Annotated in this window: 21 protein-coding genes; 13 read left to right on the top strand and 8 right to left on the bottom strand. The window is 35.5% G+C overall.

All coding sequences use genetic code 11. The features are described 5' to 3' along the window. Positions 1 to 472 (top strand): MATE family efflux transporter (locus KAOT1_RS22415; protein ID WP_007096138.1); only part of this gene is annotated, 472 nt, incomplete at its 5' end. Positions 473 to 544: 72 nt separating this feature from the next. On the opposite strand, the gene KAOT1_RS22120 is transcribed toward KAOT1_RS22415, so the two are convergent. Next, entirely contained in the window at positions 545 to 4,027 is a 3,483-nt protein-coding gene (locus KAOT1_RS22120; protein ID WP_007096139.1) for a reprolysin-like metallopeptidase, read from the bottom strand. Positions 4,028 to 4,293: 266 nt separating this feature from the next. On the opposite strand from KAOT1_RS22120, the gene KAOT1_RS17145 reads away from it, so the two are divergent. The 5 genes from KAOT1_RS17145 (at position 4,294) to KAOT1_RS17165 (ending at position 11,487) form a co-directional block, all read left to right on the top strand. Next, positions 4,294 to 7,380: a VPS10 domain-containing protein gene (locus KAOT1_RS17145; protein WP_007096140.1), complete on the top strand. Its 3,087-nt coding sequence runs from the start codon at positions 4,294 to 4,296 to the stop codon at positions 7,378 to 7,380. Next, a complete protein-coding gene (locus tag KAOT1_RS17150; protein WP_007096141.1) occupies positions 7,381 to 7,932 on the top strand; it encodes a CopD family protein in 552 nt (183 codons plus the stop codon). It abuts the gene before it with no gap. A 47-nt stretch (positions 7,933 to 7,979) separates the two neighbouring features. Next, positions 7,980 to 9,437: a sensor histidine kinase gene (locus tag KAOT1_RS17155; RefSeq protein WP_007096142.1), complete on the top strand. Its 1,458-nt coding sequence runs from the start codon at positions 7,980 to 7,982 to the stop codon at positions 9,435 to 9,437. A gap of 6 nt (positions 9,438 to 9,443) precedes the next feature. After that, complete coding sequence (locus KAOT1_RS17160) at positions 9,444 to 10,226, top strand: enoyl-CoA hydratase/isomerase family protein (protein ID WP_007096143.1); 783 nt, start codon at positions 9,444 to 9,446, stop codon at positions 10,224 to 10,226. Positions 10,227 to 10,443: 217 nt separating this feature from the next. After that, the gene (locus KAOT1_RS17165; protein WP_007096145.1) at positions 10,444 to 11,487 is read left to right on the top strand and encodes a T9SS type A sorting domain-containing protein; all 1,044 of its coding nucleotides are present in this window, start codon (positions 10,444 to 10,446) and stop codon (positions 11,485 to 11,487) included. A 132-nt stretch (positions 11,488 to 11,619) separates the two neighbouring features. Here KAOT1_RS17165 and KAOT1_RS17170 read toward each other — a convergent pair whose 3' ends face one another. Continuing rightward, the gene (locus tag KAOT1_RS17170) at positions 11,620 to 13,767 is read right to left on the bottom strand and encodes a S46 family peptidase (protein WP_007096146.1); all 2,148 of its coding nucleotides are present in this window, start codon (positions 13,765 to 13,767) and stop codon (positions 11,620 to 11,622) included. A 235-nt stretch (positions 13,768 to 14,002) separates the two neighbouring features. Here KAOT1_RS17170 and KAOT1_RS17175 point away from each other — a divergent pair, with 235 nt between their 5' ends. Together KAOT1_RS17175 and KAOT1_RS17180 are read left to right on the top strand one after the other, a co-directional pair. Then, positions 14,003 to 15,076: a PA0069 family radical SAM protein gene (locus tag KAOT1_RS17175; protein WP_007096147.1), complete on the top strand. Its 1,074-nt coding sequence runs from the start codon at positions 14,003 to 14,005 to the stop codon at positions 15,074 to 15,076. 126 nt (positions 15,077 to 15,202) lie between these two features. Further along, positions 15,203 to 15,634: a hypothetical protein gene (locus KAOT1_RS17180; RefSeq protein WP_157560167.1), complete on the top strand. Its 432-nt coding sequence runs from the start codon at positions 15,203 to 15,205 to the stop codon at positions 15,632 to 15,634. A 79-nt stretch (positions 15,635 to 15,713) separates the two neighbouring features. Here the strand turns inward: KAOT1_RS17180 and KAOT1_RS17185 are convergent, their stop codons facing one another. Beyond that, positions 15,714 to 16,310 (bottom strand): hypothetical protein, encoded by a 597-nt coding sequence (locus tag KAOT1_RS17185; protein ID WP_007096149.1) that lies wholly within the window; start codon positions 16,308 to 16,310, stop codon positions 15,714 to 15,716. Positions 16,311 to 16,507: 197 nt separating this feature from the next. Here KAOT1_RS17185 and KAOT1_RS17190 point away from each other — a divergent pair, with 197 nt between their 5' ends. Continuing rightward, entirely contained in the window at positions 16,508 to 17,380 is an 873-nt protein-coding gene (locus KAOT1_RS17190; RefSeq protein ID WP_040559651.1) for an AraC family transcriptional regulator, read from the top strand. Between the two features lie 48 nt (positions 17,381 to 17,428). Here KAOT1_RS17190 and KAOT1_RS17195 read toward each other — a convergent pair whose 3' ends face one another. The 3 genes from KAOT1_RS17195 to KAOT1_RS17205 form a co-directional block, all read right to left on the bottom strand. Then, positions 17,429 to 18,082 (bottom strand): HD domain-containing protein, encoded by a 654-nt coding sequence (locus KAOT1_RS17195; protein WP_040560146.1) that lies wholly within the window; start codon positions 18,080 to 18,082, stop codon positions 17,429 to 17,431. 4 nt (positions 18,083 to 18,086) lie between these two features. Next, a complete protein-coding gene (locus tag KAOT1_RS17200) occupies positions 18,087 to 18,809 on the bottom strand; it encodes a lysophospholipid acyltransferase family protein (protein WP_238528711.1) in 723 nt (240 codons plus the stop codon). Positions 18,810 to 18,915: 106 nt separating this feature from the next. Next, positions 18,916 to 19,326 (bottom strand): BrxA/BrxB family bacilliredoxin, encoded by a 411-nt coding sequence (locus KAOT1_RS17205; protein WP_007096153.1) that lies wholly within the window; start codon positions 19,324 to 19,326, stop codon positions 18,916 to 18,918. A gap of 192 nt (positions 19,327 to 19,518) precedes the next feature. Between KAOT1_RS17205 and KAOT1_RS17210 the strand changes: the two genes are divergently transcribed. The 4 genes from KAOT1_RS17210 to KAOT1_RS17225 all read left to right on the top strand — a co-directional run bounded on the left by KAOT1_RS17210 (position 19,519) and on the right by KAOT1_RS17225 (position 23,151). Beyond that, complete coding sequence (locus KAOT1_RS17210) at positions 19,519 to 20,328, top strand: molecular chaperone DjiA (protein WP_007096154.1); 810 nt, start codon at positions 19,519 to 19,521, stop codon at positions 20,326 to 20,328. 62 nt (positions 20,329 to 20,390) lie between these two features. After that, entirely contained in the window at positions 20,391 to 20,972 is a 582-nt protein-coding gene (locus KAOT1_RS17215; RefSeq protein ID WP_007096155.1) for a HupE/UreJ family protein, read from the top strand. Positions 20,973 to 21,106: 134 nt separating this feature from the next. After that, positions 21,107 to 21,541: a deoxycytidylate deaminase gene (locus tag KAOT1_RS17220; protein ID WP_007096156.1), complete on the top strand. Its 435-nt coding sequence runs from the start codon at positions 21,107 to 21,109 to the stop codon at positions 21,539 to 21,541. A gap of 11 nt (positions 21,542 to 21,552) precedes the next feature. Then, a complete protein-coding gene (locus KAOT1_RS17225; RefSeq protein WP_007096157.1) occupies positions 21,553 to 23,151 on the top strand; it encodes a S41 family peptidase in 1,599 nt (532 codons plus the stop codon). 230 nt (positions 23,152 to 23,381) lie between these two features. Here KAOT1_RS17225 and KAOT1_RS17230 read toward each other — a convergent pair whose 3' ends face one another. Next, positions 23,382 to 23,984, bottom strand: coding sequence for an FAD-dependent oxidoreductase (locus KAOT1_RS17230; protein WP_007096158.1), 603 nt, complete (start codon positions 23,982 to 23,984; stop codon positions 23,382 to 23,384). Then, on the bottom strand, positions 23,984 to 24,190 hold the full coding sequence (locus KAOT1_RS17235) for a hypothetical protein (RefSeq protein ID WP_007096159.1): 207 nt from the start codon (positions 24,188 to 24,190) through the stop codon (positions 23,984 to 23,986). The genes KAOT1_RS17230 and KAOT1_RS17235 overlap by 1 nt, the downstream gene beginning before the upstream one ends. Positions 24,191 to 24,216 lie beyond the last annotated feature (26 nt).

Consider the following 24,216-nt stretch of genomic DNA (forward strand, 5'->3'; position numbering starts at 1 on the left):
GATGGGATTTCGCAGGATTTTACCATGCAGGGTTCAATTATGTGCAGAAAAATGTTGCGTGTACGCGAAAGTATCAATATTTCGATCAAATACGGAACAGGATTGGCATTGGCTATTTTGCCATTATTATGTTTTTCCAGAACAAATTACAGCTGTTTTTACTACAGATGAAACCGTAATTCGCGACGCGCCAAATGCATTGCGTTGGGTTTTCTTAGTCACACCATTAATTGCTGTACAAATGATTGGTTCCGGATATTTTCAAGCTATTGGAAAAGCAGTTCCTGCGTTGTTACTTACGCTTACCAAGCAAGGATTTTTTCTCATTCCGCTAATTTTAATATTGCCACAATTTTATGGAATTTTTGGTGTTTGGGTTGCGTTTCCTATTGCCGATTTGCTAGCAACTATTGTAACAGGTTGGTATTTAAATAGAGAAATAAGGCGAACGCTGAATGCTGAACAGGTATAAAATTTTATCACAAAAAAATAAGCCGCTTTTACATAAAAAGCGGCTTACTTATATATAATTAAAATGTTGTAATTATTGTACAATTACTTTTTTCGTAATGATATCTTTATCTGTTTTAAAGCTAACAAAGTAGATTCCATCCGAAAGTTTTGCGGTTCCATTCCAATGAACAGATTGCGTGGTATTAGCTCTCGCTTCAATAGTAGTATTGTAGATTAAAATTCCATTAAAACTACGAACTTCAATGTTAACAGGTAACGTTTCTGATGTAGTAACTTTAAACGTCATTTCACCATTATTTGGATTTGGTGCTACCTGAGCATCATCAATAGGTTTCACTGGTTCATGAGGTTCAGATGCTAGTCTTTCGCCACCAATACAAACTATTTCAGATGGTTGAGATGTAACACCTTCGCCACAAATAGCTCTTACGACAACAGCAGAACATCTTAACTTTCCTAAAGATATATTTATACTTGTTTCCGTAGTTTCTCTTGTAGTTATTGAAACTGGATAATCACATCTACAGTCACTTGGCCATACACGAGCAGGTTCAACAATATATCCTGTAGCGCCAGGAACTGGATCCCAACTTATAGTACTTCCACTTACTTGAACGTTTGTCGGAGCAACCGTTTCACTACAAGGTGGCCACCACTGATCTAAGATATCACAACTTATTTCATCACATAGTTCGCAGCTTCCTTTTTCACCTGAGCGTTCACTTTGACATACACTACGTCCGTAGCAAACTTCGCCACAGTCAGAGATTACTTTATGAATTACAAAATAACATTTTCCATAAGCAGCATTATAAGAGAAATTTTCTCCTATTTGAAAACTTTCTGGTGTATATGGTCCGCCAGTTAAATTTGGACTGCTTAGTATATACCATTCATGTTGAAATGAACTATTGTATGTTTCATAACTGACTGCTGAAAGATTAAATGTTTCGTTATTCACATGCTCTGGATCAAGGAAGAAATTCGCTTCAATAAAATCGTCACAGCAAGTCACTTTGAATGATTTTTCGACAGGAGTCCAAACCTCACATTCACTTAGATTCATAAAAGCAATGGTAAGAATGTATTCGCCTTCTGTGAAATATTTAGGGTTGTCAAGTGCAGCAAATTCTTCGGTAATATTCACTTCGTCCATTTCTCCAAAATACCATCCGATAGAGCCAAACCATTGTTTTTGACCATTTACAACTCTCCAAGCATGGATATTGTATCTGCCTTCTCCCACGGTAGCGTTTCCATCGGCCCAAATATCTTCGCCAATACAGAACGTGTCTTTTTGTTCGTTGTTTTCATCTTCTAAATGAAAATCTGCTGGTTCTACGTAAAAAGGTTCAATAGCGATTCTCTTTTCTCGCCAACCGTAACAACCTTCTGTCCAAATTCCGTGCTTGATGTAATATCTTTTAGACATATCTAACCAGTTAAAGTTAGCAGTTTCACCATTTTGAATGCTTCCAATAGGTCCATCTACCGTATTTGCATCACTCACTTCACCTTGTGTATCTGTTTGATACAGTCCCCACCAATGGTTTTGAGGATCTAAATCTAATGCTTGTACCGATACTTTCCATGTTCCATCATCACAAATGACATTAATTTCAAAATCTGGAGAATCTGTCACATCACATGGTGGTGGTGTTACCGTTACAACTCCTTCTGAAACATTATAAAAAATATTGTCTGAACATCTTACGATAATTCTACCGTTTGAGGTTATATTTCCAGGAACAATGATATCTTCTGATCCATCATTTTCAGTAGCTTCAGATAAAACAACATCCCAAGTAAATCCGCCATCTGTAGAAAGTAAAATGTCTACTTTTTCACAACTCACTGGCGCGCTATCTGTATTGGCAACATCCCATGTAACGGTTTGTGTTGTACCCTGAGCCCATGTTTGATTTCCTGATTGTGATGTGACCAAAAATGGTCCTGATCCGCCATCTGTGGTAACTCTCATTTCATCTACAGCTTGGCATCCCCAACCGAATCTGTTATCTCTTACGGTAAAAGCAAAGTCCATCACACGTCCTACACTTGGTAAAACTTCCCATGTTGGAGTCGTGCCATTTAAAACTGCTGGTAAATTAGGAAAGAAACGAGTTTCGGTAGCTAATGGTTGAATTGATCGAAACATAGGTCCTTGTGCATTTGTAGTTGCTGGTGGCATTGTAGCACCAACTTCGTTATCTATTTGTTCCCAAGCATACGTTGAAGCTTCAGAAGCTTCTCCTGTTAAGAAAAATGGTGTTGATCTTGGAATAGTTCTATTAATACCTGCGTTTGCTGTTGGATTGGAATTGTTTGAGTTGATAATGTTTCCACAAGTGCTATTTCCGTTAATAATGTTGTCATACATTTCTTCAATGCTGACAGTGTGGAAATAATCATCACTATTTGCTTGTACATTTGCTGGGCAAATTCCAGCATATCCCATAATTGTTGAAGCACTACCAGGTTCTACAGCAGTAGCTCCATTTCTTTGACAATTATTATTCTGTGTATGATTTGCACCAAATTGATGTCCCATTTCATGGCTTACAAAATCAACATCAAAAACATCACCAATTGGAGAAGGTAAACCAGTTACTCCACGTGCTTTAGTACTATTGTTACATGGAGAGTTAAGTGTTGCAATTCCGCCACCACCTGTGCTAAAAACGTGACCTATATCATAATTATTGCTACCAATAACGCTATTAATATTTGATTGGTTTTCCCCGAGCATAGTACCTCCATTATTATTTGTGTATGGATCTGAACTTCCGTCCAAATAAATGATATCTTCATTATCTCCAATTAAAATCATATGAATTGCCATTTCACGATTGTAAATTCCGTTTACTCTGGTCATCGTTACATTAATAGCCGCCATTGCGTCTGCTACCGTTCCTCCGTGAAACGTAGCATATTCTCCAGTACACGCGAGCGCTAGTCTAAAAGTTCTAATTTGGCAATCACCTAAATCTATTTCTGGAGCACCATTGGTAGGTTTATCTTTAAAAGAAGGAATGTTTTCAAAATCACAAGTAAAATTCTTTTGTATTGGAGTATCTTCTTTAAAATACACTTGATAATAATCAGATATTTCAATTTTAGAAATCGGATCTATCAAAATTGTTTTTCCGCCTAATATTTGTGCGTGAAATCCTTTTTGTGTAAATCCAAAAGCAATCGTTTTATTCGGATCGTCCATACTTACCCCTTTGTATGAATGAATTTCTGGAAATTTTGCAGCTAATTTTTCTTCCATAATTGGAAAATATTGCACTTCAAAAGTTTCCATTCCTGAATTTGGAAGTGGAATGCTAAGCATTATTTTTTGACCTCTTGGAGCTTCCCTAAGACTCCTAAGATCATTTTTTAATGCAGGTTGATTCAGTTGTAGTACTCTGGCATTGGTTGGTGCTGAGTTTTGTTGTTTAATCGTTGTCGGTTTTCGTACATCCTGCCAATAGTTATCGAAGCTTCCCTGACTGAAGCCGCTAAAACTAAAGAGCACGAAAAGAATAAAGTAAAAGTTTTTTTTCATGGTCTAACTTTTTATTGTTTTTTCCTACTCTGTTTTTATAAAGGCTTTTCGGATTCCGCCATAATTACTTATATAAATAAGATCAACAGAACAGGTTTTGTTACCCATTTTTAAAGTTTTCATTGGTGTAGCATTAAAGAAAGATGTAGAAAAAAGCATGGTATACATCATAAAAAAGCGGAAATGCTAGCAAGCAAAAAGGAATATCCTTATTTTTAGTAGCTGAAACCAAACCAACCTAAAAAATGCGAATCTTAACCATTCTCATGGCACTATTTCTTACAGTAGGAAGCCAATTTGAAACACAAGCACAAACTTTTGATGAAACCTATTATAAAAACCTCGAATACCGATTGGTCGGTCCTTTCCGTGGAGGTCGAAGTGCTGCAGTAACAGGTGTTCCCAACAAACCAAATTTATTTTACTTTGGCGCAACAGGTGGCGGCGTTTGGAAAACTACCAACGGTGGACGTTCTTGGGAAAATATTTCTGATGGATTTTTCGGTGGAAGTATCGGTTCTATTACCGTTTCAAAAAGTGATCCGAATGTCATGTATGTTGGCGGTGGCGAAAAAACCGTGCGTGGAAACGTTTCTTCTGGTTACGGCGTTTGGAAAAGTGTTGACGCAGGAAAAACATGGACAGCTTCAGGATTAAAAAACTCAAGACATATTCCAAGAATGGCAGTACATCCAATGAATTCAGACATTGTATATGCAGGCGTGATGGGAAATATTTATAAATCTTCTGATGAAAGAGGTGTTTACAAAAGTACAGATGGCGGAAAAACATGGCGAAAAACACTTTTTGCCAATGCAGATGCTGGTGTGGTCGATTTAATCATGGATCCGACAAACCCGAGAATTTTATACGCTTCTACATGGCGCGTTCGCAGAACTCCATATAGCCTAAGTTCTGGTGGCGATGGTTCTGCTTTGTGGAAAAGTACCGATAGTGGTGAAACTTGGACAGAAATTTCTACCAAAAAAGGATTTCCTGAAGGAACACTTGGAATTATTGGTGTGACAGTTTCTCCATTAAACAACCAACGTGTTTGGGCAATTGTAGAAAACAAAGACAAAGGCGGTTTGTACCGAAGTGAAGATGGTGGCGAAACATGGACACAAGTCAACAGCGAACGCAAACTACGTCAGCGCGCTTGGTATTACACACGTGTATATGCCGATACTGAAAATGTAGATGTGGTGTATGTGTTGAACGTTCGTTATCATAAAAGTACCAATGGCGGAAAAACATTTAGTACGTACAACGCTCCGCATGGCGATCATCACGATTTGTGGATTGCACCCGAAAATCCAAAACGTATGATTATTGGTGATGATGGTGGCGCACAAGTTACCTATGATGGTGGCGAAACTTGGAGTACATACCATAATCAGCCAACATCGCAATTTTACAGGGTAACGACAGATAATAGCTTTCCATACAGAATTTATGTAGCACAACAAGATAATTCTACCATACGAATTCCGCACAGAACAGATGGTTGGTCAATTTCAGACGACGATTGGGAAAGTACGGCAGGTGGCGAATCGGCACATATTGCAGTCGATCCAAAAGATAACGACATTGTATATGGTGGAAGTTACGATGGTTTCCTCACCCGAAAAAATCATAAAACAGGAACGGTAAGAGCGATTAATGTTTGGCCAGACAATCCAATGGGACATGGTGCAGAAGGTATGAAATATCGCTTTCAGTGGAATTTCCCAATTATCTTCTCAAAACACAATCCAAACCGACTGTATACGTTTTCAAATCGTGTGCATGTGACTGAAAATGAAGGGCAATCGTGGGATGTTATCAGTCCAGATTTGACTAGAAACGATCCTGAAAAATTAAAATCTTCCGGTGGACCTATTACGCAGGATAACACTTCCGTGGAATATTACTGTACGATATTTGCCGCGCAAGAATCACCTTTAAAAGAAGGATTATTATGGGTTGGAAGCGACGATGGATTGATTCACGTAACACAAGATGGTGGAAAAACTTGGCAAAATGTGACGCCAAAAGGAATGCCAGAATGGATGATGATTAACAGTATTGAACCTAGTGCTTTTGAGGCAGGAACATGTTATGTAGCTGGAACAAAATACAAAACAGGCGATTTTACTCCATACATTTACAAAACGACAGATTATGGAAAATCATGGAGAAAAATTACCAACGGAATCAATGCAGAACACTTTACACGTGTTGTTCGTGAAGATCCAAAACGCAAAGGTTTACTCTACGCAGGAACAGAAACAGGCATGTATATTTCGTTTAACGATGGAAAAAATTGGCAATCGTTTCAGTTGAATCTTCCAATTGTTCCAATTACTGATTTAACGATAAAAGACAACAATTTAATCGTAGCTACACAAGGTAGAAGTTTGTGGATGATTGACGATTTAACCGTGATTCATCAGCAGTACGGAATTACCAAAAACAGCAACATTCTCTACACGCCAAAAGATACGTACAGAATGCGTGGCGGTTCTCAAAAAGGAAGCAAAACTGAAGGAACGAATCATCCAAATGGTGTGATGACATATTTCTATTTGAATGATTATGACGAAAAAGATGAGGTTTCGTTAACGTATATGGAAGCGAATGGTGATGTCATCAAAAAATTCAGCACAAAAAACAAAAAGAAAGATAAATTGAAAGTTGAAAAAGGAGGCAATCAGTTTGTGTGGAACATGACGTATAAAGGTACTGAAAAGTTAAAAGGAATGATTTTATGGTGGGCAAGTTTAAATGGTCCAAAAGCGGTTCCTGGAGAATACAAAGTAAAATTGACGATTAAAAAAGAAGGTTCAGATGCTGAGGAAATCATCAAACCATTTACTATTTTGGCTGATCCGAGAGCGGAAAGTACGTTGACAGACATGCAAAAGCAGTTCGACTTTATCAAAGATGTGAATGCAACGATGGACAATGCGCATAAATCCATCAAAAAAATTAGAAAAATTAACGCAAAATTGAGTTCTTTTGCAACGCAGTATAAAGACGACGAAAACGTAAAAGATTTGGTAGAAAAAGCCAAAGAATTGAAAAAGAAATTTACGTCGATTGAAGAAGCGTTGTATCAAACAAAAAATCGTAGTGGACAGGATCCGTTGAATTTCCCAATTCGTCTTACCAACAAATTAGGACATTTAAATTCATTAGTAAGTATGGGCGATTTTGCACCAACCGAACAAGACATTGCGGTAAAAAATGAACTAACGCAGAAAATCAATAAAGAATTGACTGAATTTAACAATTTGGTAGACACAGAAATTAAAGCGTTTAACGAAGCTTTTAATGCAAAAAAACTAAACTATCTATTCATAGAAGATTAAATGGCTGCATATTACGACTATATAAAATCCCTGCATTTAATATTTGTAGTGACCTGGTTTGCGGGATTATTTTACATTCCACGTTTGTTTGTATATCAAATAGAAGCGTTTCATAAACCTTCACCTGAAAAGGAAATTTTAGGCAAACAACTCAAGTTGATGGCAAAACGTTTGTGGTTTATCATTACGTGGCCATCATCTGTGCTTGCAACAATTTTTGCAGTGTTACTCATCATCATCACGCCAGCGTGGTTAGAACAAGGTTGGATGCACGTAAAACTAGGCTTTGTTTTGTTATTATTCATCTATCAATTTGTCACGCACAAAATGTATAATGAGTTACAACACGATGAGGTAAAATACAGTTCAAACTTTATGCGATTGTGGAATGAAGGCGCAACATTTATCCTATTTGCAGTCGTTTTTTTAGTCATCTTAAAAAGTGCTATCAACTGGATTTTTGGCGTCATTGGAATTTTTGTTTTGGCAATTTTACTCATGCTAGGATTTAAGATTTACAAACGCATTCGCGAGAAAAACCCAGAAGCATAATATTGGCTTGATTATTGTGCAAAAGCAAGGAAGATAAACAGATTTACATGAAATTAGCTAGACTTTCGTTACGTTCTCGAATATTTGCCTACATGATTCTCTTGATTCTTGTATCTTCTATTTTGATTGCTTTAGTTACAATACTGCAATATCGTGAGCAATCAAAAGATTACCATGACGATCGTTTGGAGCGTAAAGAAGATCAGGTTCGTGCCAATGTAAAATACCTTATCAACAGAGAAACAACGTATGAAGTAACTACTGAAAATTTACAGTATATTTTTAAATACGAAATTTATAAAATATCTGATGTTCACAACATAACGATTAATATTTACGATTTAGAAGGCGAATTTATATTGACATCAGATACTTCTATCAGAAGTGAAGGTATTGTAGAATGTTTGCCCGCCAAAGTATTAAACGGTTTGCAAAAAGACTATGAAAGTCACTTTATCGATGATATTATTGTAGAAAATAATGTAGAATATCAATCGTCTTACACCATTATTGAAGATGCAAAATCAAAACCTATTGGTATCTTAAACTTGCAGTATGAACGTGTCGATTCATTTACCAATAAAGAACTAAGGGAATTTTTAGCACGCTTAGGATTGACCTACTTAATCATGCTCGTAATTGCGGTTATCTTTGCTTATTTTGTATCTAAATACATTACAAAATCACTTAAAAAAATTGGAGAAAAGTTAGATCAAACTCGATTGAACAAACGCAATGAGAAAATTATTGTAGACAATGCCGGTGAAGAAATCTATAACCTAATCAACGCCTATAATGGTATGATTGATGAACTTGATGAAAGTGCGGTAAAACTGGCAAAAAGTGAGCGTGAACAAGCTTGGCGCGAAATGGCAAAACAAGTGGCACACGAAATTAAAAATCCGCTAACACCAATGCGTTTGACAGTACAAAGTTTTCAACGAAAATTTGATCCAGAAGATCCAGACATTCTTCAAAAAGTAGATGAATATTCAAAAACATTGATTCAGCAAATTGATACCATGAGCAGTATCGCTTCGGCATTTTCTAACTTTGCAAAAATGCCTGCACAGCAAAATGAAATGCTCAATATTGTTGAAGTAACACGTTTGGCAATGGATCTTTTTAACGAAGATTACATCAATTATTCGTACGAAGAAGAAGAAATTATTGTAAAATTTGATCGTACACAGTTAATTCGTGTGATAACAAACTTGGTAAAAAATGCCATACAAGCAATTTCTGAAGAACGTACACCGCGTATTGATGTTCGCGTATTTGAGCATAACGAAAGCGTGATGATTACTGTAAAAGATAACGGAATCGGAATTACAAAAGAAAACGAACCAAAAATATTTGAGCCAAAATTCACCACAAAAAGTAGTGGAATGGGATTAGGGCTCGGAATGGTAAAAAATATTGTGGAAACTTATGATGGAAGTATTACTTTTACATCAGAAGAAAATGTGGGCACAACTTTTACAGTGTCTTTTCCAAAAACATAAACAACCATGAGTTACGAAAACATACTTGTAGCGCAAAATGACGGTATTGCTACGATTACGATTAACCGTCCAAAAAAGTTAAATGCATTAAACCGAGACACGATTCAAGAGTTGCACAATGCTTTTGAAAAGTTGAATGATGATGCACATACGAAAGTAATTATCTTAACAGGAAGTGGCGAAAAAGCTTTTGTAGCGGGCGCTGATATTAGTGAATTTGCTGATTTCTCTGTGGATGAAGGTGGAAAACTAGCAGCAAAAGGACAAGAATTACTATTCGATTTTGTACAAAACTTAGGAACGCCAGTAATTGCTGCCGTAAACGGATTTGCGCTTGGTGGCGGATTGGAATTAGCCATGGCAGCACACTTTAGAATTGCCAGCGATAATGCAAAAATGGGCTTGCCAGAAGTTTCTCTTGGTGTCATTCCCGGTTATGGCGGAACACAACGTTTGCCACAATTAGTAGGAAAAGGAAAAGCTATGGAGATGGTGATGACTGCTGGAATGATTGGAGCTGATGAAGCACTGCAATGCGGATTGGTAAATCATGTGACTACGCAAGAAGAATTATTACCACTGGCAAACAAATTGGCAAGCAAAATCATGCGAAACTCATTAGTTGCCATTCGTGGAGCAATCAAAGCAATCAATGCAAACTATGAAGATGGTGTGAACGGCTTTAAAACAGAAATTGAAGAATTTGGAAACTGCTTTGGAACGGAAGATTTTAAAGAAGGAACCACAGCTTTCTTAGAAAAGCGCAAAGCTGATTTCCCTGGAAAATAGGCTGTAAAAAATAAAAATTATACTTAAAATAGTGTAGCACTCCGTTCATGTAAAAGAGCGTTTGTTACACTTTTTTGTTATAAAAACAATACAAAATCTGGCGTATGTAGGTATTTCTCCGTGTTTTTACGATCGATCGATGACTTTTTAGGCGAAATGTCCGATAAATAATTCAAAAACAACTATTTTTAAATCTTTGATACCAAAAACCGTTGCCATGAAAAAATTATTACTAACCACTTTTTTTTGCCTGTATATATTTTGTGTACATGCACAATGTAATATCAGTCCATTTATTCAACAGAATTATGAATTAGATGCGAAATTATTAGTTCTTCGGGAAATTTCGAATGATGACAATGATCCAGATCGTCACAACCCGTTTCTTTCACAATCGCGCGTAGATGGTTATTTAGAAAAGCTATCGGGAATATATGAAAACCTAAATAACGAACCAGAAATTGATTCCCTTTTTAATGAGTTTCAGTTTCACGTTAATAAATTTCTAATAAGGTATAAAAGAATTCAGTTTCGAGTAGACACCAATGTGAGTTGGGTGCAAAACTTGAAAGATACAGGAATGACAAATGTGACTACGATTGATAATTTTTTAAATCAATATCAATTTAGTGTTCAGCAATTTACTGACATTACCTCAGGTACGCATGCAGGGAAAACTTCTTTTGTATTGAATACTGCGTTTGATGCGCTAAATGTGAAAGCTATAGAAGATGACTTCTATAACACTTCGCCTGCTGAGATAGAAATTATAAACGGTGGTACAATGTTTGAAAACCCATGCAATTACACAGGGATTTTATATGTAATTCCTGACACTAATTCATTAGGTGATATGTATGATGTTTCTAAGTGTGATATTTATGCACCAGGCCCGAATAGTAATGGAGCTTTTACATTTGTACTCGGTGCTTTTTGTCCTGATAGTGTTGTGACACAAATGCGTTATGTTACTATTTCTAACGATTGTAGTCAGATAAATTTTTCTCGAACCTTATCTATTGAAGAAGCCGAATTAACCAACGTTTCTATCTATCCAAATCCCGCTTCAAGTGTATTGAACATTCAAGGAATTGCCAATATTAAAACGATAGAAGCACACAATATTCAAGGAAAGAAAGTAGCAATCTCACCGAATAACTTCACGCAAATTGACATAAGTAGTTTGCAAAACGGAATTTATTTCCTAAAAGTAGTTGATGACCAAAATCGTTCTGTGATTAAAAAATTTATCAAGCAGTAAACTGTTCTGTAATATGTAAGACAACAACAAAGAGGCTGTCTAGAAAGTTGAAGTTTCGTCAAACTGAACTTTATTCAGAATGACGTCTGTAATAACTTTCTAGACAGCCTCTTTTAAGTTTTAAATGTTTTATTACTTCTTAATAGTTAATTCGTTCACAATATTTTCTGCGCCAGAAAGTTTGTCTACTAACCACAATACATAGCGAATATCTACATTGATGGTACGTTGTAGTTTATCATCAAAAATAACATCGCCAGCCATAGCTTCGATATTTCCATCAAAAGCCAATCCGATTAATTCTCCTTTACCATTCAATACTGGCGAACCTGAATTTCCTCCTGTGATATCATTATTTGTTAAGAAGTTTACTGGCATATATCCGTTTTTATCAGCGTACTGTCCAAAATCTTTTTTCTTGTATAAATCCAATACTTCTTTAGGAAGATCAAATTCGTCATCATTTGGCTTATACTTTGCAACCATACCTTTCATGGTTGTGTAGTTGTTAATTTTTGCATCGTTACGAGCATCTTTCGGCAATGCAACTACCTTTCCATATGTTAAACGCAGTGTTGAATTTGCATCAGGATACTTTACAGTACTTAATTCAGAGTCGCGTAATCCCTGCACAAACCTTCGGTAGGCTTTATCATAAGCTTCTTTTGCAGTTGCAATAGCTTCTGGTTGATCTCTGTATTTTGCAATCAAATCTGATGATAATAAAAACAACGGATCATTTTCAAGTAAAACCTTGTTAGGATATTTTAAATATGCTTCCAGACGTTCTTTAGAAGTAAAAATACTCAACTCAAACATTGCATCAATATAACTGTCAAAATCTCCATCAATATTTTCATTAATTTCTTTTACTAATGGAGGCAATTCGTATCCAGATTTTTCCACATATAATTTTAATAAAGCTGCCAATACATCTTTTTCCAAAGGCATATATGCGTTTTTAAAAGCTTCATCAATCAATGTTTGTAGTCTAGGAAGAATTTCTTCTCGTTTAGCCTTATTTTGATCTGTATAGTATTTTAAATTTCTACCCAATCTCCATGGTGTAACAGCAAATTTGCTTCCACGTAGTATTCCAATTAAGTAATTATCATGACGTGCTTTATCGTTTGTCAGTGCATAATAATTGTTAATATCTGTCATCACATTACCATAGGTTGCTTTATTACGTTTTTTATTTGCCCAACGATTAAATTTCTTTTCCAAAGCACGTTTTTCATCAGCAGTTCCATGTTTGGTCAAGGCATCGATCATTCCTTGTCTATTTTTCCAATAATTTGCGATTCCAGCATAACTAGAAGCATATTTTAAATTTACATCTTCGCTTTTATCCATATGCTTTTTCATGGCATCCATGCTTGTTTTTGACGATTCAACCCAAGCAGGGTATGCATAGTTTACATTTTGTGCAATTCCTTCAGCTGGCATCCAACGATTTGTACGACCTGGATATCCTAAAATCATAGCAAAATCATTTTCTTTTACACCACTTAAATTTACAGCTAAATGTCTCTTAGGATTCATCGGAATGTTGTCTTTTGAATACTTTGCGGCGTTTCCGCTTTTATCAGTATATACTCTAAACAATGAAAAATCTCCTGTATGACGTGGCCATTCCCAGTTATCCGTATCGCCACCAAATTTTCCAATACTTTCAGTTGGTGTTCCTACTAAACGAACATCTTCATAATCTTCATAAACAAAATAATAAAACTCATTTCCTTGAAAAAAGGAACGTACAGAAACTGTATACTTTCCGCCTTCATCATTTTCTTTTTGAATTTCAGCAATTTCTTTATTGATAGCAGCTTGTCTTTCTTTTTCTGTCATGCTATCGTTTACCTTTGCTAAAATTCGCTCACTAACATCATCCATTCTCACAAAAAAGCGTACATATAGACTTTTTGGCTTTAGTTCTTCTTCAAAACTTTTTGCCCAAAAACCATTTTTTAAATGATTCTTTTCTTCCGTAGATAGTTCTGCAATAGCGTCATATCCGCAATGATGGTTGGTCAATACCAAGCCTTTATTAGAAATGATACTTGCTGTACAACCTCCGTTAAATTGCACAATTGCATCTTTTAAACTATTATTATTGATGCTGTAAATTTCTTCTGCGGTTAACTGTAACCCCATTTTTTGCATGTCTCTATGGTTTAGTCGGTCGATAAACATTAAAAACCACATGCCTTCATTGGCATTAGAACTCGTAGGCATCATAAAAATGCTTACTATCATAAATAGAAAAACTTTCTTCATAAATTATATTTTTTTAAAGGCTAAAGATATTAAAAAAAGCAAGAAAAAAACGTTAATGCAACCGAGTATCTTTAAGCTTTGTTAAGTTAAAAACATATTCAATCACCAAATTCATCATAGGTAAAGTATTAATAACACCATACAATTTTGATTCCCGTAGTTGCACTAAAATGCACCTTCATTTTCCTGTTTTCGCTTTCGCGGAATGTATTTTTGATGTACTAAATGAGGAGTTTTGGAACATTCATCAAAAATCAAAGGTAGAGGCGCGCAAAAAAATGTACACAATCGTTTTTTGCAAGATGCACATGAAGTACGTTCTGATTTTTTAGAATACTGCCACAAAGAAGGCGAAGAAGCTGATACGAACAAAACGAAATACATTAACGTATTTCCAAAAACCATCGTAAACAAAGTAAAAAGTCCCGATGTTGGTATGGAATACTCACTAAATCCGTATCAAGGTTGTGAACACGGTTGTATTTATTGCTACGCTAGAAACAGTCATGAGTTTTGGGGATTTAGCGCAGGACTAGACTTTGAACGAAAAATACTTGTCAAACAAAATGCAGCGCAATTGCTAGAAGCAACACTCAAAAAGAAAAGTTGGCAAGCATGTCCCATTGTACTTTCTGGAAATACCGATTGTTATCAACCTGCTGAAAAAAAACTGCAAATTACCAGAAGTCTTTTAAAAATATTCCTAAAGTACAAACATCCTGTAGCAATTATTACCAAAAACTCATTAATACTTCGCGATTTAGACCTTCTTAAAGAACTCGCAAAATACAACCTAATTGGCGTAAATATCTCCATAACGTCTTTGTCGGAAGAAACACGTCGCGCAGTAGAACCAAGAACAGCAACCATCAAAAAACGATTAGAAACGGTAAAAACACTTGCTGAAAACGGAATTCCTGTCAATGTGATGTTGGCTCCAATCATTCCATCCATAAACAGTCATGAAATTCTTCCATTAGCAAAAAAAGTTTCTGAATTGGGCGCAACTTCCATTGCGTTTACCATTGTTCGTTTGAATGGCGCTATTGGCGAAATATTTACAGATTGGATTCAAAAAACCATGCCAGATAAAGCAACGAAAGTATTGAACCAAATAGAAAGTTGTCACGGCGGAACCTTAAACTATAGTCGATACGGACATCGAATGCGTGGCGAAGGTAAAATCGCAGAACAAATACGCAACTTAATTCAATTGGCTCGCTTAAAATATTTTAAAAATAAAAAAATGCCAAAACTCAATACCACACTTCACGAACAGTACAAAAATGGGCAATATTCACTGTTTTAATGACGCTTACGAAATATATATGACGCTTATTAACTATCTAAAGCATTGCATTCATCTATACTATATATTTAAAAAAGTTCATCAACAATGATGATTAAAATGAAGTATAATTATAACCAAATTACAATGAAAAAAGTACTACTATATGTCTCTACTTTGCTCTTTTTATCCTGTATTTGTGACGATGAAGGTGCAACAATTGCCAACGAAACAGGTTTACAATTTAATCTTAATGGAATACATTATTTCTTAACAGATTACACCGTTATGTTAAATCCTGAAGATGCTAACGATCGTATGATTGAAGCAACATTTGACAACGACACCAAAACGCTTTTATTCTTTGTCATGGTAGAAGAAACCAATCAAATAGATGAATTTATACTCATTGAAAATGGTGTGCAATACAGTTCCGATCCTACGTATGGCGATAGGGAAACATCGATTACAACACATACAGATTCTACAATGGAAGGAACTTTTAGAGTGACCATAAAAGATAGAAGAGATCTGCCAATTTTTACATTTACCAACGGCGTAATTGACATTAAGTTTTAACTATATACATTAAAAAAAGCGCGGCACTTTTGGAGGTTGCCACGCTTTCACCTAATTAATAATTGAATAGAATATTAGCCTAAAATTTAATTTTCTCAGTAAACGATCGTCCTTGAGTTTCAAATACAATGATGTATTCTCCTTTTTTCTCTTTAGAAAGCTCGTAAATACGTTCAATAATCTTCGTATCTTCAATTTCTTCAGAAAGAATCATTGAAGAATTATAATTATAAGACCCACGATAAAACATTGATATCTTTAAAGGTTGCGCATCTAGCGAAAGTCGCGAAATAAACAAATGATTATCATCAACTCGTACAGTAGGTTTGTAAATAATTGACTCCTTTTCCTTGTCAAAAAGGACTGTATTTGATGTTACTTTAAACGGAATCGTAAGAATCTCAACATCTTTATCAAGTTCGAAAAAATAATCTCCATCAGGCAAAGCAGTCAAGTCAAAACCTTTTTTATACGTTCCGTTTTGTTGTATAGATTCTCTGTAAAGCACCAATAAATTTGTGTCTTTAATAATCAGTTCGTGTCCTTTCTTTACGTTATTTAACGTTAGCATAGTATTTGTCTTTGTCGTTTCAACAGAAAACATATTGTTTGCGTAGCTCATTACACTAATTGTCATCATTAGTATAACTACAATCTTGTTCATTCTTTTTTTCATGACTTTTAGTTTTAAATAATTACAGTACAAATCTACATCTGATCGCGTGTTAAAAAAACAACTATTTTGGCTGTTTTATGTGTTATTTTAACCGTTAAATAATTGTAATCTTTTTTACAAGTTAAAATAGTATACAATTAGGGTAAATGAACATATAATTTAATTAAGATTAATAGTAAATTTGTAGTAAAGCATTTATCGTGATTACAAAACCAACGTATGAAAAAATAACGCCTGAATTTGGAAATTCTATTCTAGTCGCGCAGAATACGAAAAAACGCAAGCGTGGCTTGGCATTTTGGCATTTTCACCCTGAAGTAGAATTGGTGTATGTCAATAAAGGAAACGGAAAGTGTCATATAGGAAATCATTTGTCATACTTCAATAACAGTCAGTTAATATTGATTGGATCAAACTTGCCTCACAATGGTTTTGCAGATCGATTAACATCCAAAGGAAAAGAAACGCTTATTCAGTTTAAAACTGATATTTTAGGAAAAGAATTTTACAATCTGCCCGAAATGCAACACATTTCACTCTTGCTTGAAAAAGCAAAAAAGGGAATTCGGTTTAAACCTGAAACAAAAAAACTGGTTGGACCAAAAATTGAAAAACTACCCAAATATGATGGCTTTAAAAGAGTTATAAAACTTCTTGAAATTCTAAACATGCTCGCGTTGGCAGAAGATTATGAATTGCTAAACGTTGACGGATTTGCCTTTGAAACACAACCACAAGACAGCGTGAAAATTGATACTATTTTTAAATATATTAACAACAATTTCCAAAGACACATTACACTCGATGAAATTGCGGATGAAGTAAACATGACAGTTCCTGCGTTTTGTAGGTATTTCAAAAAAATTACGGGAAAAACATTTACCAAATTGGTCAATGAATATCGTGTGGTATACGCAACAAAACTCCTTTTGGAAAGTCAAAGTAGCATTACAGATATTTGCTACGAAAGTGGTTTCAACAACTTTTCACATTTTAACAAACTATTCAAAGAAATTACAGGAAAAAGTGCGTCCAAATACAGAAGTGAAATGAAATTAATGATTCAATAAAAAAAGATAAATTCTAACAACTCTAACAACTCTAAGTAAGTCTAAAACCTAAATTTCCCCATTCCATTCCGCAAAAAACTGTTCCAAAAACGTTTCCATAAATTTGTGACGTTTTGCTGCAATTCGCCTTCCAGTGTTAGTGTTCATTTTATCTTTTAGCAACAACAATTTTTCGTAGAAATGATTTATTGTAGGTGCGGTAGATTTTTTATATTCTTCTTTCGTCATATTCAGCTTTGGCACAATCGCCGGATCATACAATTTATGATTTTTAAAACCACCATAATTAAATGTACGTGCTATTCCAATGGCGCCAATCGCGTCCAAACGATCTGCATCTTGAATTACGTTAAGCTCAGGTGACGTAAACGGTTGCTCAAAGTTTCCGCCTTTAAAAGAAATATTTGTAATAATCTGTTCAACATGCACAATGACATCTTCTGCCACAGCGATACTTTCCAAAAAATCACGTGCTACTTTTGGTCCAACAGTTTCATCGCCGTAGTGAAATTTCGCATCGGCAATATCGTGTAAAAGCGCGCCCAAACTCACAACAAATTCATCTACAGTTTCTTCTTTGGCAATCAATAAGGCATTTTTATACACACGTTCAATATGAAACCAATCGTGTCCACCTTCGGCATGTTGCAAAGTTTCTTGAACAAAAGCAATGGTTTGTGCTATGATATTTTCTTTATGCATACAATCAATCAACAATTACATGTTCTGTGATAGTTTTTTCAAGACGTTCTATCAATTCGGCACGTTTATTCTTAGGATAATCTCTCAAATTAATTGGTTCGTGTGCGTCTACTTTTATGTGTGCGCCCAATCCGTACGGAAACTTTCCATATTTGGTCGTTTTCCACGAATTATTAATTGTTACGGGAACAATTTGTGCATCAGGAATATATTTAAACAACACATCCAATCCTTTTGTTTTAAAAGGTTTCGGTACGCCAGTTCGACTACGAGTTCCTTCTGGGAAAATAATACCAGCATAATTATTTTCGTGAATCAGTTTTGCAAACCGAATAATTTCTGAAATGGCTTGTTTTGGATCATTTCTATCAATCAAAGCGGCGCCACTATGACGTAAATTAAAAGAAATACTTGGAATTCCTTTTCCCAATTCTTTTTTGCTGATAAATCGCGGATAATGCTTTCGAAACAACCAAATTAACGGCGGAATATCATTCATACTCTGATGATTTGATACAATAATTAACGGTCTGTCTGTCTCTAATTTATACGGATTTCTAAGTGTATGACGAGTTCCCAAAATATTGTGGCAACGCATCAAAGAAAATTGCAATGCATTCACACTCATGTCATGTCCTTTCTGTCCGCCAACTTTGAGAAAAATCCACTGGATTCCATGAAAAACAACTAATAATAATCCGAAAAACAGTAAATAAATACTGGTCAATATATACGATAAAAACTTCACTACGTTGGTACTTTATAATATGGCAAAATTAAAAAACAAAACCACGCAAAAGCGTGGTTCGTAATTATTTTTTTGGAAGAATGTATTAGCAATTCTCGTTGTAAGCATCTTTTAAGTTCTCAGCAATCATTTCTGCTGGTCTTCCTTCAATATGATGACGTTCTAGCATGTGTACTAATTGTCCGTCTTTAAACAGTGCCATACTTGGAGAAGAAGGCGGAAAAGGAATCATATAACTTCTTGCTTTATCGGTAGCTTCTCTATCAACTCCTGCAAAAACAGTTACCAAATTATCTGGTTTCTTATCATTATCTAAAGACATTCTTGCGCCAGGTCTTGCGTTGGCTGCTGCACAACCACAAACAGAGTTTACAACGACAAGTGTTGTTCCTTCTTTAGCCAAAGCGTTATCAACAGCTTCTACCGTATGTAATTCTTCAAAACCAACTGCGGTTAAATCTGCGCGCATTGGCTTTACCAATTCTGGTGGATACATAATCTTTTAAATTAAATTCATTAATAATTGTGCAAAGATACGGATAATTCCTGTTGTACCCGAATTCATAAAAACAGTTTTTTTGTTAAAGAAAAGTAAAAGATTAGCGCTAATTCTTAGAAATATGGTTGTCTTCAATATTTTTTTCTCGGGAAAATGTATCTTTGATAAAAACAAACTGAAACTAAATATATGAGTGGATTTGCAAGCTGGATTGGAGGCGCGTTGGGTTGGACACTTGGTGGACCTATTGGTGCCGCCATCGGATTTGCCATTGGAGCAGCGGTTGACAAAGCAACGTCAAAAGGATTATTACTTGAGCCACCAAAGCGTGGCAGTCAACAACGTCGCAAACGTGTAGATCCTGTATATGAAAAAAGAAGAAGGCGCAAAACAGTTAGAGAAAAACAAGCGCAAACCAAATCGGGAGATTTTGAAGTAAGCTTATTAGTGCTTTCTGCGATTGTCATGAAGGTAGATGGAGAAGTTTCTGAGTCTGAAAAAGATTTTGTACGTAATTATTTTACCAAAATGTATGGAAAACAACGTGCAAATCATGCGTTTAAACTTTTTAACGGATTGCTAAAAAAAGAAGACATTTCTACACGTCAAATATGTCAGCAAATTCAAATGTACATGGATCATTCGTCACGTTTGCAACTATTACACTATTTATTTGGTGTAACCAAAGCAGATGGACATGTTGATGAAAGTGAAGTAGACTTAATCGAAAAAATTGCAGGATATTTATACATCAACGATCGTGATTTTCAATCGATCAAAGCCATGTTTTATAATCCGGTAGACAGTGCGTATAAAATTCTAGAAATAGACAAATCGGCGACCAATAACGAAATCAAAAAAGCATATCGTAAAATGGCGAAGAAATTTCATCCTGACAAATTAGAACACTTAGGAGAAGAACACATGAAAGGTGCTAACGAGAAGTTTCAAAAAGTACAAAAAGCTTACGAACAACTGCAAAAAGAACGCGGCTTTTAGAATAAATTAATAAAATGTAAGTTTAAACATTTAACCCCAAACCTTAAATACCTACACCATCAATGAACGAATTCTGGATATACTTTAAATTAGGACTTAATCACGTATTAGATCTTAACGGATACGATCATATATTATTCTTAATTGTTCTTACAGTTGCATACACATTCAAAGACTGGAAACGAGTTTTTTGGCTCGTAACTATTTTTACTGTCGGACATACCATTTCACTAACGCTATCAACATACGGAGTCATTTCTGTAAAGGCAAATTTAGCCGAATTATTAGTTTATATTACCATTTTAGCAACTGCATTATTCAACATATTTACAGCAGGGAAAAATATCAATAAAACAAAATTGGTTATTCTATTAGTGGCAGCTTTATTCTTCGGACTAATTCACGGTTTGGCGTTTTCAAACTATTTCAAGCAAATTACAAGCGGATTAGATAGTAAACTTCTGCCAATGTTAGAATTCGCTTTAGGCGTAGAAGCTGGGCAAATCATTGTGGTTTTAGTCATGTTGGTACTTTCATTTGTGTTTCAAACCGTATTTCGATTCTCTAAAAGAGATTGGGTTATGGTCATTTCGGCAATTGTATTAGGAATTGCCATTCACATTGTAGATGCAAACTTCTTGTAGAAACCTATAATTTTGGTAAAAAATTAACAACAAAGCTGTTGTGAATCCATAAGAAACCTAATATCTTCGTTACATAAGCAAAGAAGCGACTATTATAGTTGCTTTTTTTTGCTTTAAAAAGGTTAAATTTACACATGCCAAAACAAAAACAAGCAAAATACGATCACGCCTATTTACGAATGGCAAAAGAATGGGGAAAACTCTCTTATTGCAAACGAAAACAAGTCGGCGCGATTATTGTAAAAGATAGAATGATTATCTCTGATGGTTACAATGGAACGCCATCCGGATTTGAAAATTTCTGTGAAGATGAAGAAGGATATACAAAATGGTATGTGTTGCATGCAGAAGCAAATGCCATCTTAAAAGTAGCGGCTTCTACACAATCATGCGTTGGTGCAACGTTGTATATTACAATGTCGCCATGTAAAGAATGTAGCAAGCTCATTCATCAAGCTGGAATTACAAGAGTAGTGTATGTAGATGCATACAAAGATGACTCAGGAATACAATTTTTACAAAGAGCAGGCGTTGAAGTAGAACACATTCCTGTATTACAAACCTCATAAATAAAAGCATTTTGAATAAAACAACACAATACTTATTGCCCGTGATTATTGCAGCCGCTGTAGCCGCAGGCGTATTTATTGGTGGAAAATTAAACTTCAGTGCTACGCCCGAAACGTTATTTTCGTCAAACACAAGCAAAGACAAACTCAATCGGTTAATAGATTACATTGATTACGAATATGTTGATGAGGTAAATGTTGACAGTATAGTAGATGTTACGGTGACAAACATTCTCGAAAATCTCGATCCGCATTCGATATATATTCCTTCGGAAGACGAAAAAAGAATTGCAGAAAATATGCAAGGTGATTTCGTTGGTGTTGGAATTCGGTTTGATATGGTAAACGACACCTTAACCGTTGTTAGAACATTAGAAGGCGGACCAAGCGTTGCCGCAGGAATCAAAGCAGGCGATCGCATTTTAATGGCTGATAATGATACGTTGTACGGCAAGAAAATGCGCAACACGCAAATAATCTCCAAGCTAAAAGGTGCTGAAAATACGTTTGTAAATCTCAAAATATATCGCAAGCAAACCGATAAAATATTCAATATCAATTTACAAAGAGCCAAAGTGCCAATTCAAAGTGTTGTAGCACATTACATGCTTACAGACGATTTAGGATATATTAAAATCAATCGTTTTGCAGAAACTACGTATGATGAGTTTGTCGCAGCTATGAAAGCTTTGCAACAACAAGGCGCAAAAAATTTGACGCTTGATTTACGGAACAATCCTGGTGGAATTTTAGATGTAACGCGCAGTATTGCAGATGAATTTTTAGAAGATGGCAAACTGATTCTATTTACCAAAAACAAAAAAGGAGAAATTGACAAATACTACGCAACGGATGAAGGCGATTTTGAAGATGGCGAAATTTATGTCTTAATCAATGAAAAATCGGCTTCGGCAAGTGAAATCATTGCAGGCGCGTTGCAAGACAATGACAAAGGTGTTATTGTGGGAAGACGTTCGTTCGGAAAAGGATTGGTACAACGTCCGATGCCTTTGGGCGATGGTTCTGTAGTACGATTGACGATTTCTAGGTATTACACACCAACAGGACGTTCCATTCAGCGTTCGTACAAAAATGGAAATAAAGATTATTTTGATGAATATTACGCACGATTCAAATCGGGAGAATTGAAATCTATTGATAGCATCAAGGTAGCAGATTCGCTAAAATTTGAAACGCCAAAAGGGAAAATCGTATATGGTGGCGGCGGAATTATTCCCGATGTGTTTGTACCACTTTCCAGCACACCAGAAGAAATATCACTCGAAAGAGGATTACGAGCCAAAATAGTAGGATATATCAATGATTTTGTATTCAATAAACTAGATGCCGACAGAGCAATGTACAGTAATATGAAGTTTAAAGAGTTTATGGACAACTTTGAAGTAAGCGATGATTTACTTGAAGAATACACCAACTTTTTAAGCGACATGCGTGGACAGCGTATTTACATTGAAAAATATGCTACACAAATAAAAAGACACATCAAAGCGGTTTATATTGAGCAATTATTTGGCATCAATGGGTATCAGCAACAACTTAATGAAGGCGACGAGATGATTGCCAAAGTATTGGAATTACAAGGGAAATAGTTTTACTACATTTTTAAAAAAACCAAAGGTTAGAATCAAGAATCAAGAATCATGAGTCAAGAATCAGGATTTTTTCTAAGAATATTATGTGCAAGAGAAAAAGTCTAAAAGCGTCCACCCTGAGCGAAGTAGAAGTGAAGCGGTCTAACATCTAACATCGCCAGCGATCCAACAGGCGAAGCCAAATCTAAACAGGAAGTTTCTAAATCTTTGAATTGAGCGTAGCAAACCTAAATTTTATCATGAACCTTCGTATGATTTCCATCATTCCAAAGTGTTAAAATATCGGTGGCAACTTGCGCACCACTTCCTGCAGCAATAGCAAATTGACTTCTCCAACCAGCAATAGTGCCACATGCGTACAAACCATCTTTTACCAAATGATCGTTATTTGCAAGGTAGATTCTATCTTTTTTGGCTGCAGCTCTTGGATGCGGCGCAATAAATTCATCCAAACCATCAATCGTCAACGGTTTTGCATAATTCAGTGCTAAGACAACTAACTTACTGTGATACGTATTCTTATTCGTAATAATTTGAAAATTTCCAGCTTCCCCAGAAACTTCCAAAACTTTCTCTTTCTCAATTTGCGCTACATGCGGATACATGCGTTGTAAATGCAATTGTCCTTCTTGTAGAATAGCAGCTCCCGTTTTTCCTTCAGGCAAACCGAGCACATTATTAAACAAGGCATTTTGTAAATGTGAAGTTTTTTGATGCAATATAATTCCGATCTTTTTCCCTTCGGCAAACGGTTTTTCTTTTGCAGAACCTAATACGAGCGCACATTGCATTCCAGAAACGCCACCACCAATTACCAATACATCAAACATTACTTCTTATTATTATTTACTTTTTCCTCAATCTTTTTGGAAGTCATAAAAATTAATAAAATCAAAATGACACACAAAGAGGCTACAATACTAATAAGTGCAATAAGGCTGTCGCCATCTAATAAATTTTCAAAATCTAACTTGGTAGCATTGTAAATACAAAGTAAAGCGGCGATTGCCATGGCTACGTATGTGAATATCTTCATTTCCTTTTTTTTAAATAGGCAGTCAA

Source organism: Kordia algicida OT-1 (assembly GCF_000154725.1).
Classification (GTDB): domain Bacteria; phylum Bacteroidota; class Bacteroidia; order Flavobacteriales; family Flavobacteriaceae; genus Kordia; species Kordia algicida.

Excerpts from the sequence above, each read along its gene's own strand:
- KAOT1_RS17205 (WP_007096153.1), bottom strand. The coding sequence starts at position 19,326 with ATGTATCCACCAGAATTGGTAAAGCCAATGCGCGCAGATTTAACCGCA.
- KAOT1_RS17235 (WP_007096159.1), bottom strand. The coding sequence starts at position 24,190 with ATGAAGATATTCACATACGTAGCCATGGCAATCGCCGCTTTACTTTGT.
- KAOT1_RS17210 (WP_007096154.1), top strand. The coding sequence starts at position 19,519 with ATGAGTGGATTTGCAAGCTGGATTGGAGGCGCGTTGGGTTGGACACTT.
- KAOT1_RS17180 (WP_157560167.1), top strand. The coding sequence starts at position 15,203 with ATGAAAAAAGTACTACTATATGTCTCTACTTTGCTCTTTTTATCCTGT.
- KAOT1_RS17220 (WP_007096156.1), top strand. The coding sequence starts at position 21,107 with ATGCCAAAACAAAAACAAGCAAAATACGATCACGCCTATTTACGAATG.
- KAOT1_RS17150 (WP_007096141.1), top strand. The coding sequence starts at position 7,381 with ATGGCTGCATATTACGACTATATAAAATCCCTGCATTTAATATTTGTA.
- KAOT1_RS17160 (WP_007096143.1), top strand. The coding sequence starts at position 9,444 with ATGAGTTACGAAAACATACTTGTAGCGCAAAATGACGGTATTGCTACG.
- KAOT1_RS17195 (WP_040560146.1), bottom strand. The coding sequence starts at position 18,082 with ATGCATAAAGAAAATATCATAGCACAAACCATTGCTTTTGTTCAAGAA.
- KAOT1_RS17230 (WP_007096158.1), bottom strand. The coding sequence starts at position 23,984 with ATGTTTGATGTATTGGTAATTGGTGGTGGCGTTTCTGGAATGCAATGT.
- KAOT1_RS22120 (WP_007096139.1), bottom strand. The coding sequence starts at position 4,027 with ATGAAAAAAAACTTTTACTTTATTCTTTTCGTGCTCTTTAGTTTTAGC.
- KAOT1_RS17165 (WP_007096145.1), top strand. The coding sequence starts at position 10,444 with ATGAAAAAATTATTACTAACCACTTTTTTTTGCCTGTATATATTTTGT.
- KAOT1_RS17170 (WP_007096146.1), bottom strand. The coding sequence starts at position 13,767 with ATGAAGAAAGTTTTTCTATTTATGATAGTAAGCATTTTTATGATGCCT.
- KAOT1_RS17145 (WP_007096140.1), top strand. The coding sequence starts at position 4,294 with ATGGCACTATTTCTTACAGTAGGAAGCCAATTTGAAACACAAGCACAA.
- KAOT1_RS17215 (WP_007096155.1), top strand. The coding sequence starts at position 20,391 with ATGAACGAATTCTGGATATACTTTAAATTAGGACTTAATCACGTATTA.
- KAOT1_RS17155 (WP_007096142.1), top strand. The coding sequence starts at position 7,980 with ATGAAATTAGCTAGACTTTCGTTACGTTCTCGAATATTTGCCTACATG.
- KAOT1_RS17185 (WP_007096149.1), bottom strand. The coding sequence starts at position 16,310 with ATGAAAAAAAGAATGAACAAGATTGTAGTTATACTAATGATGACAATT.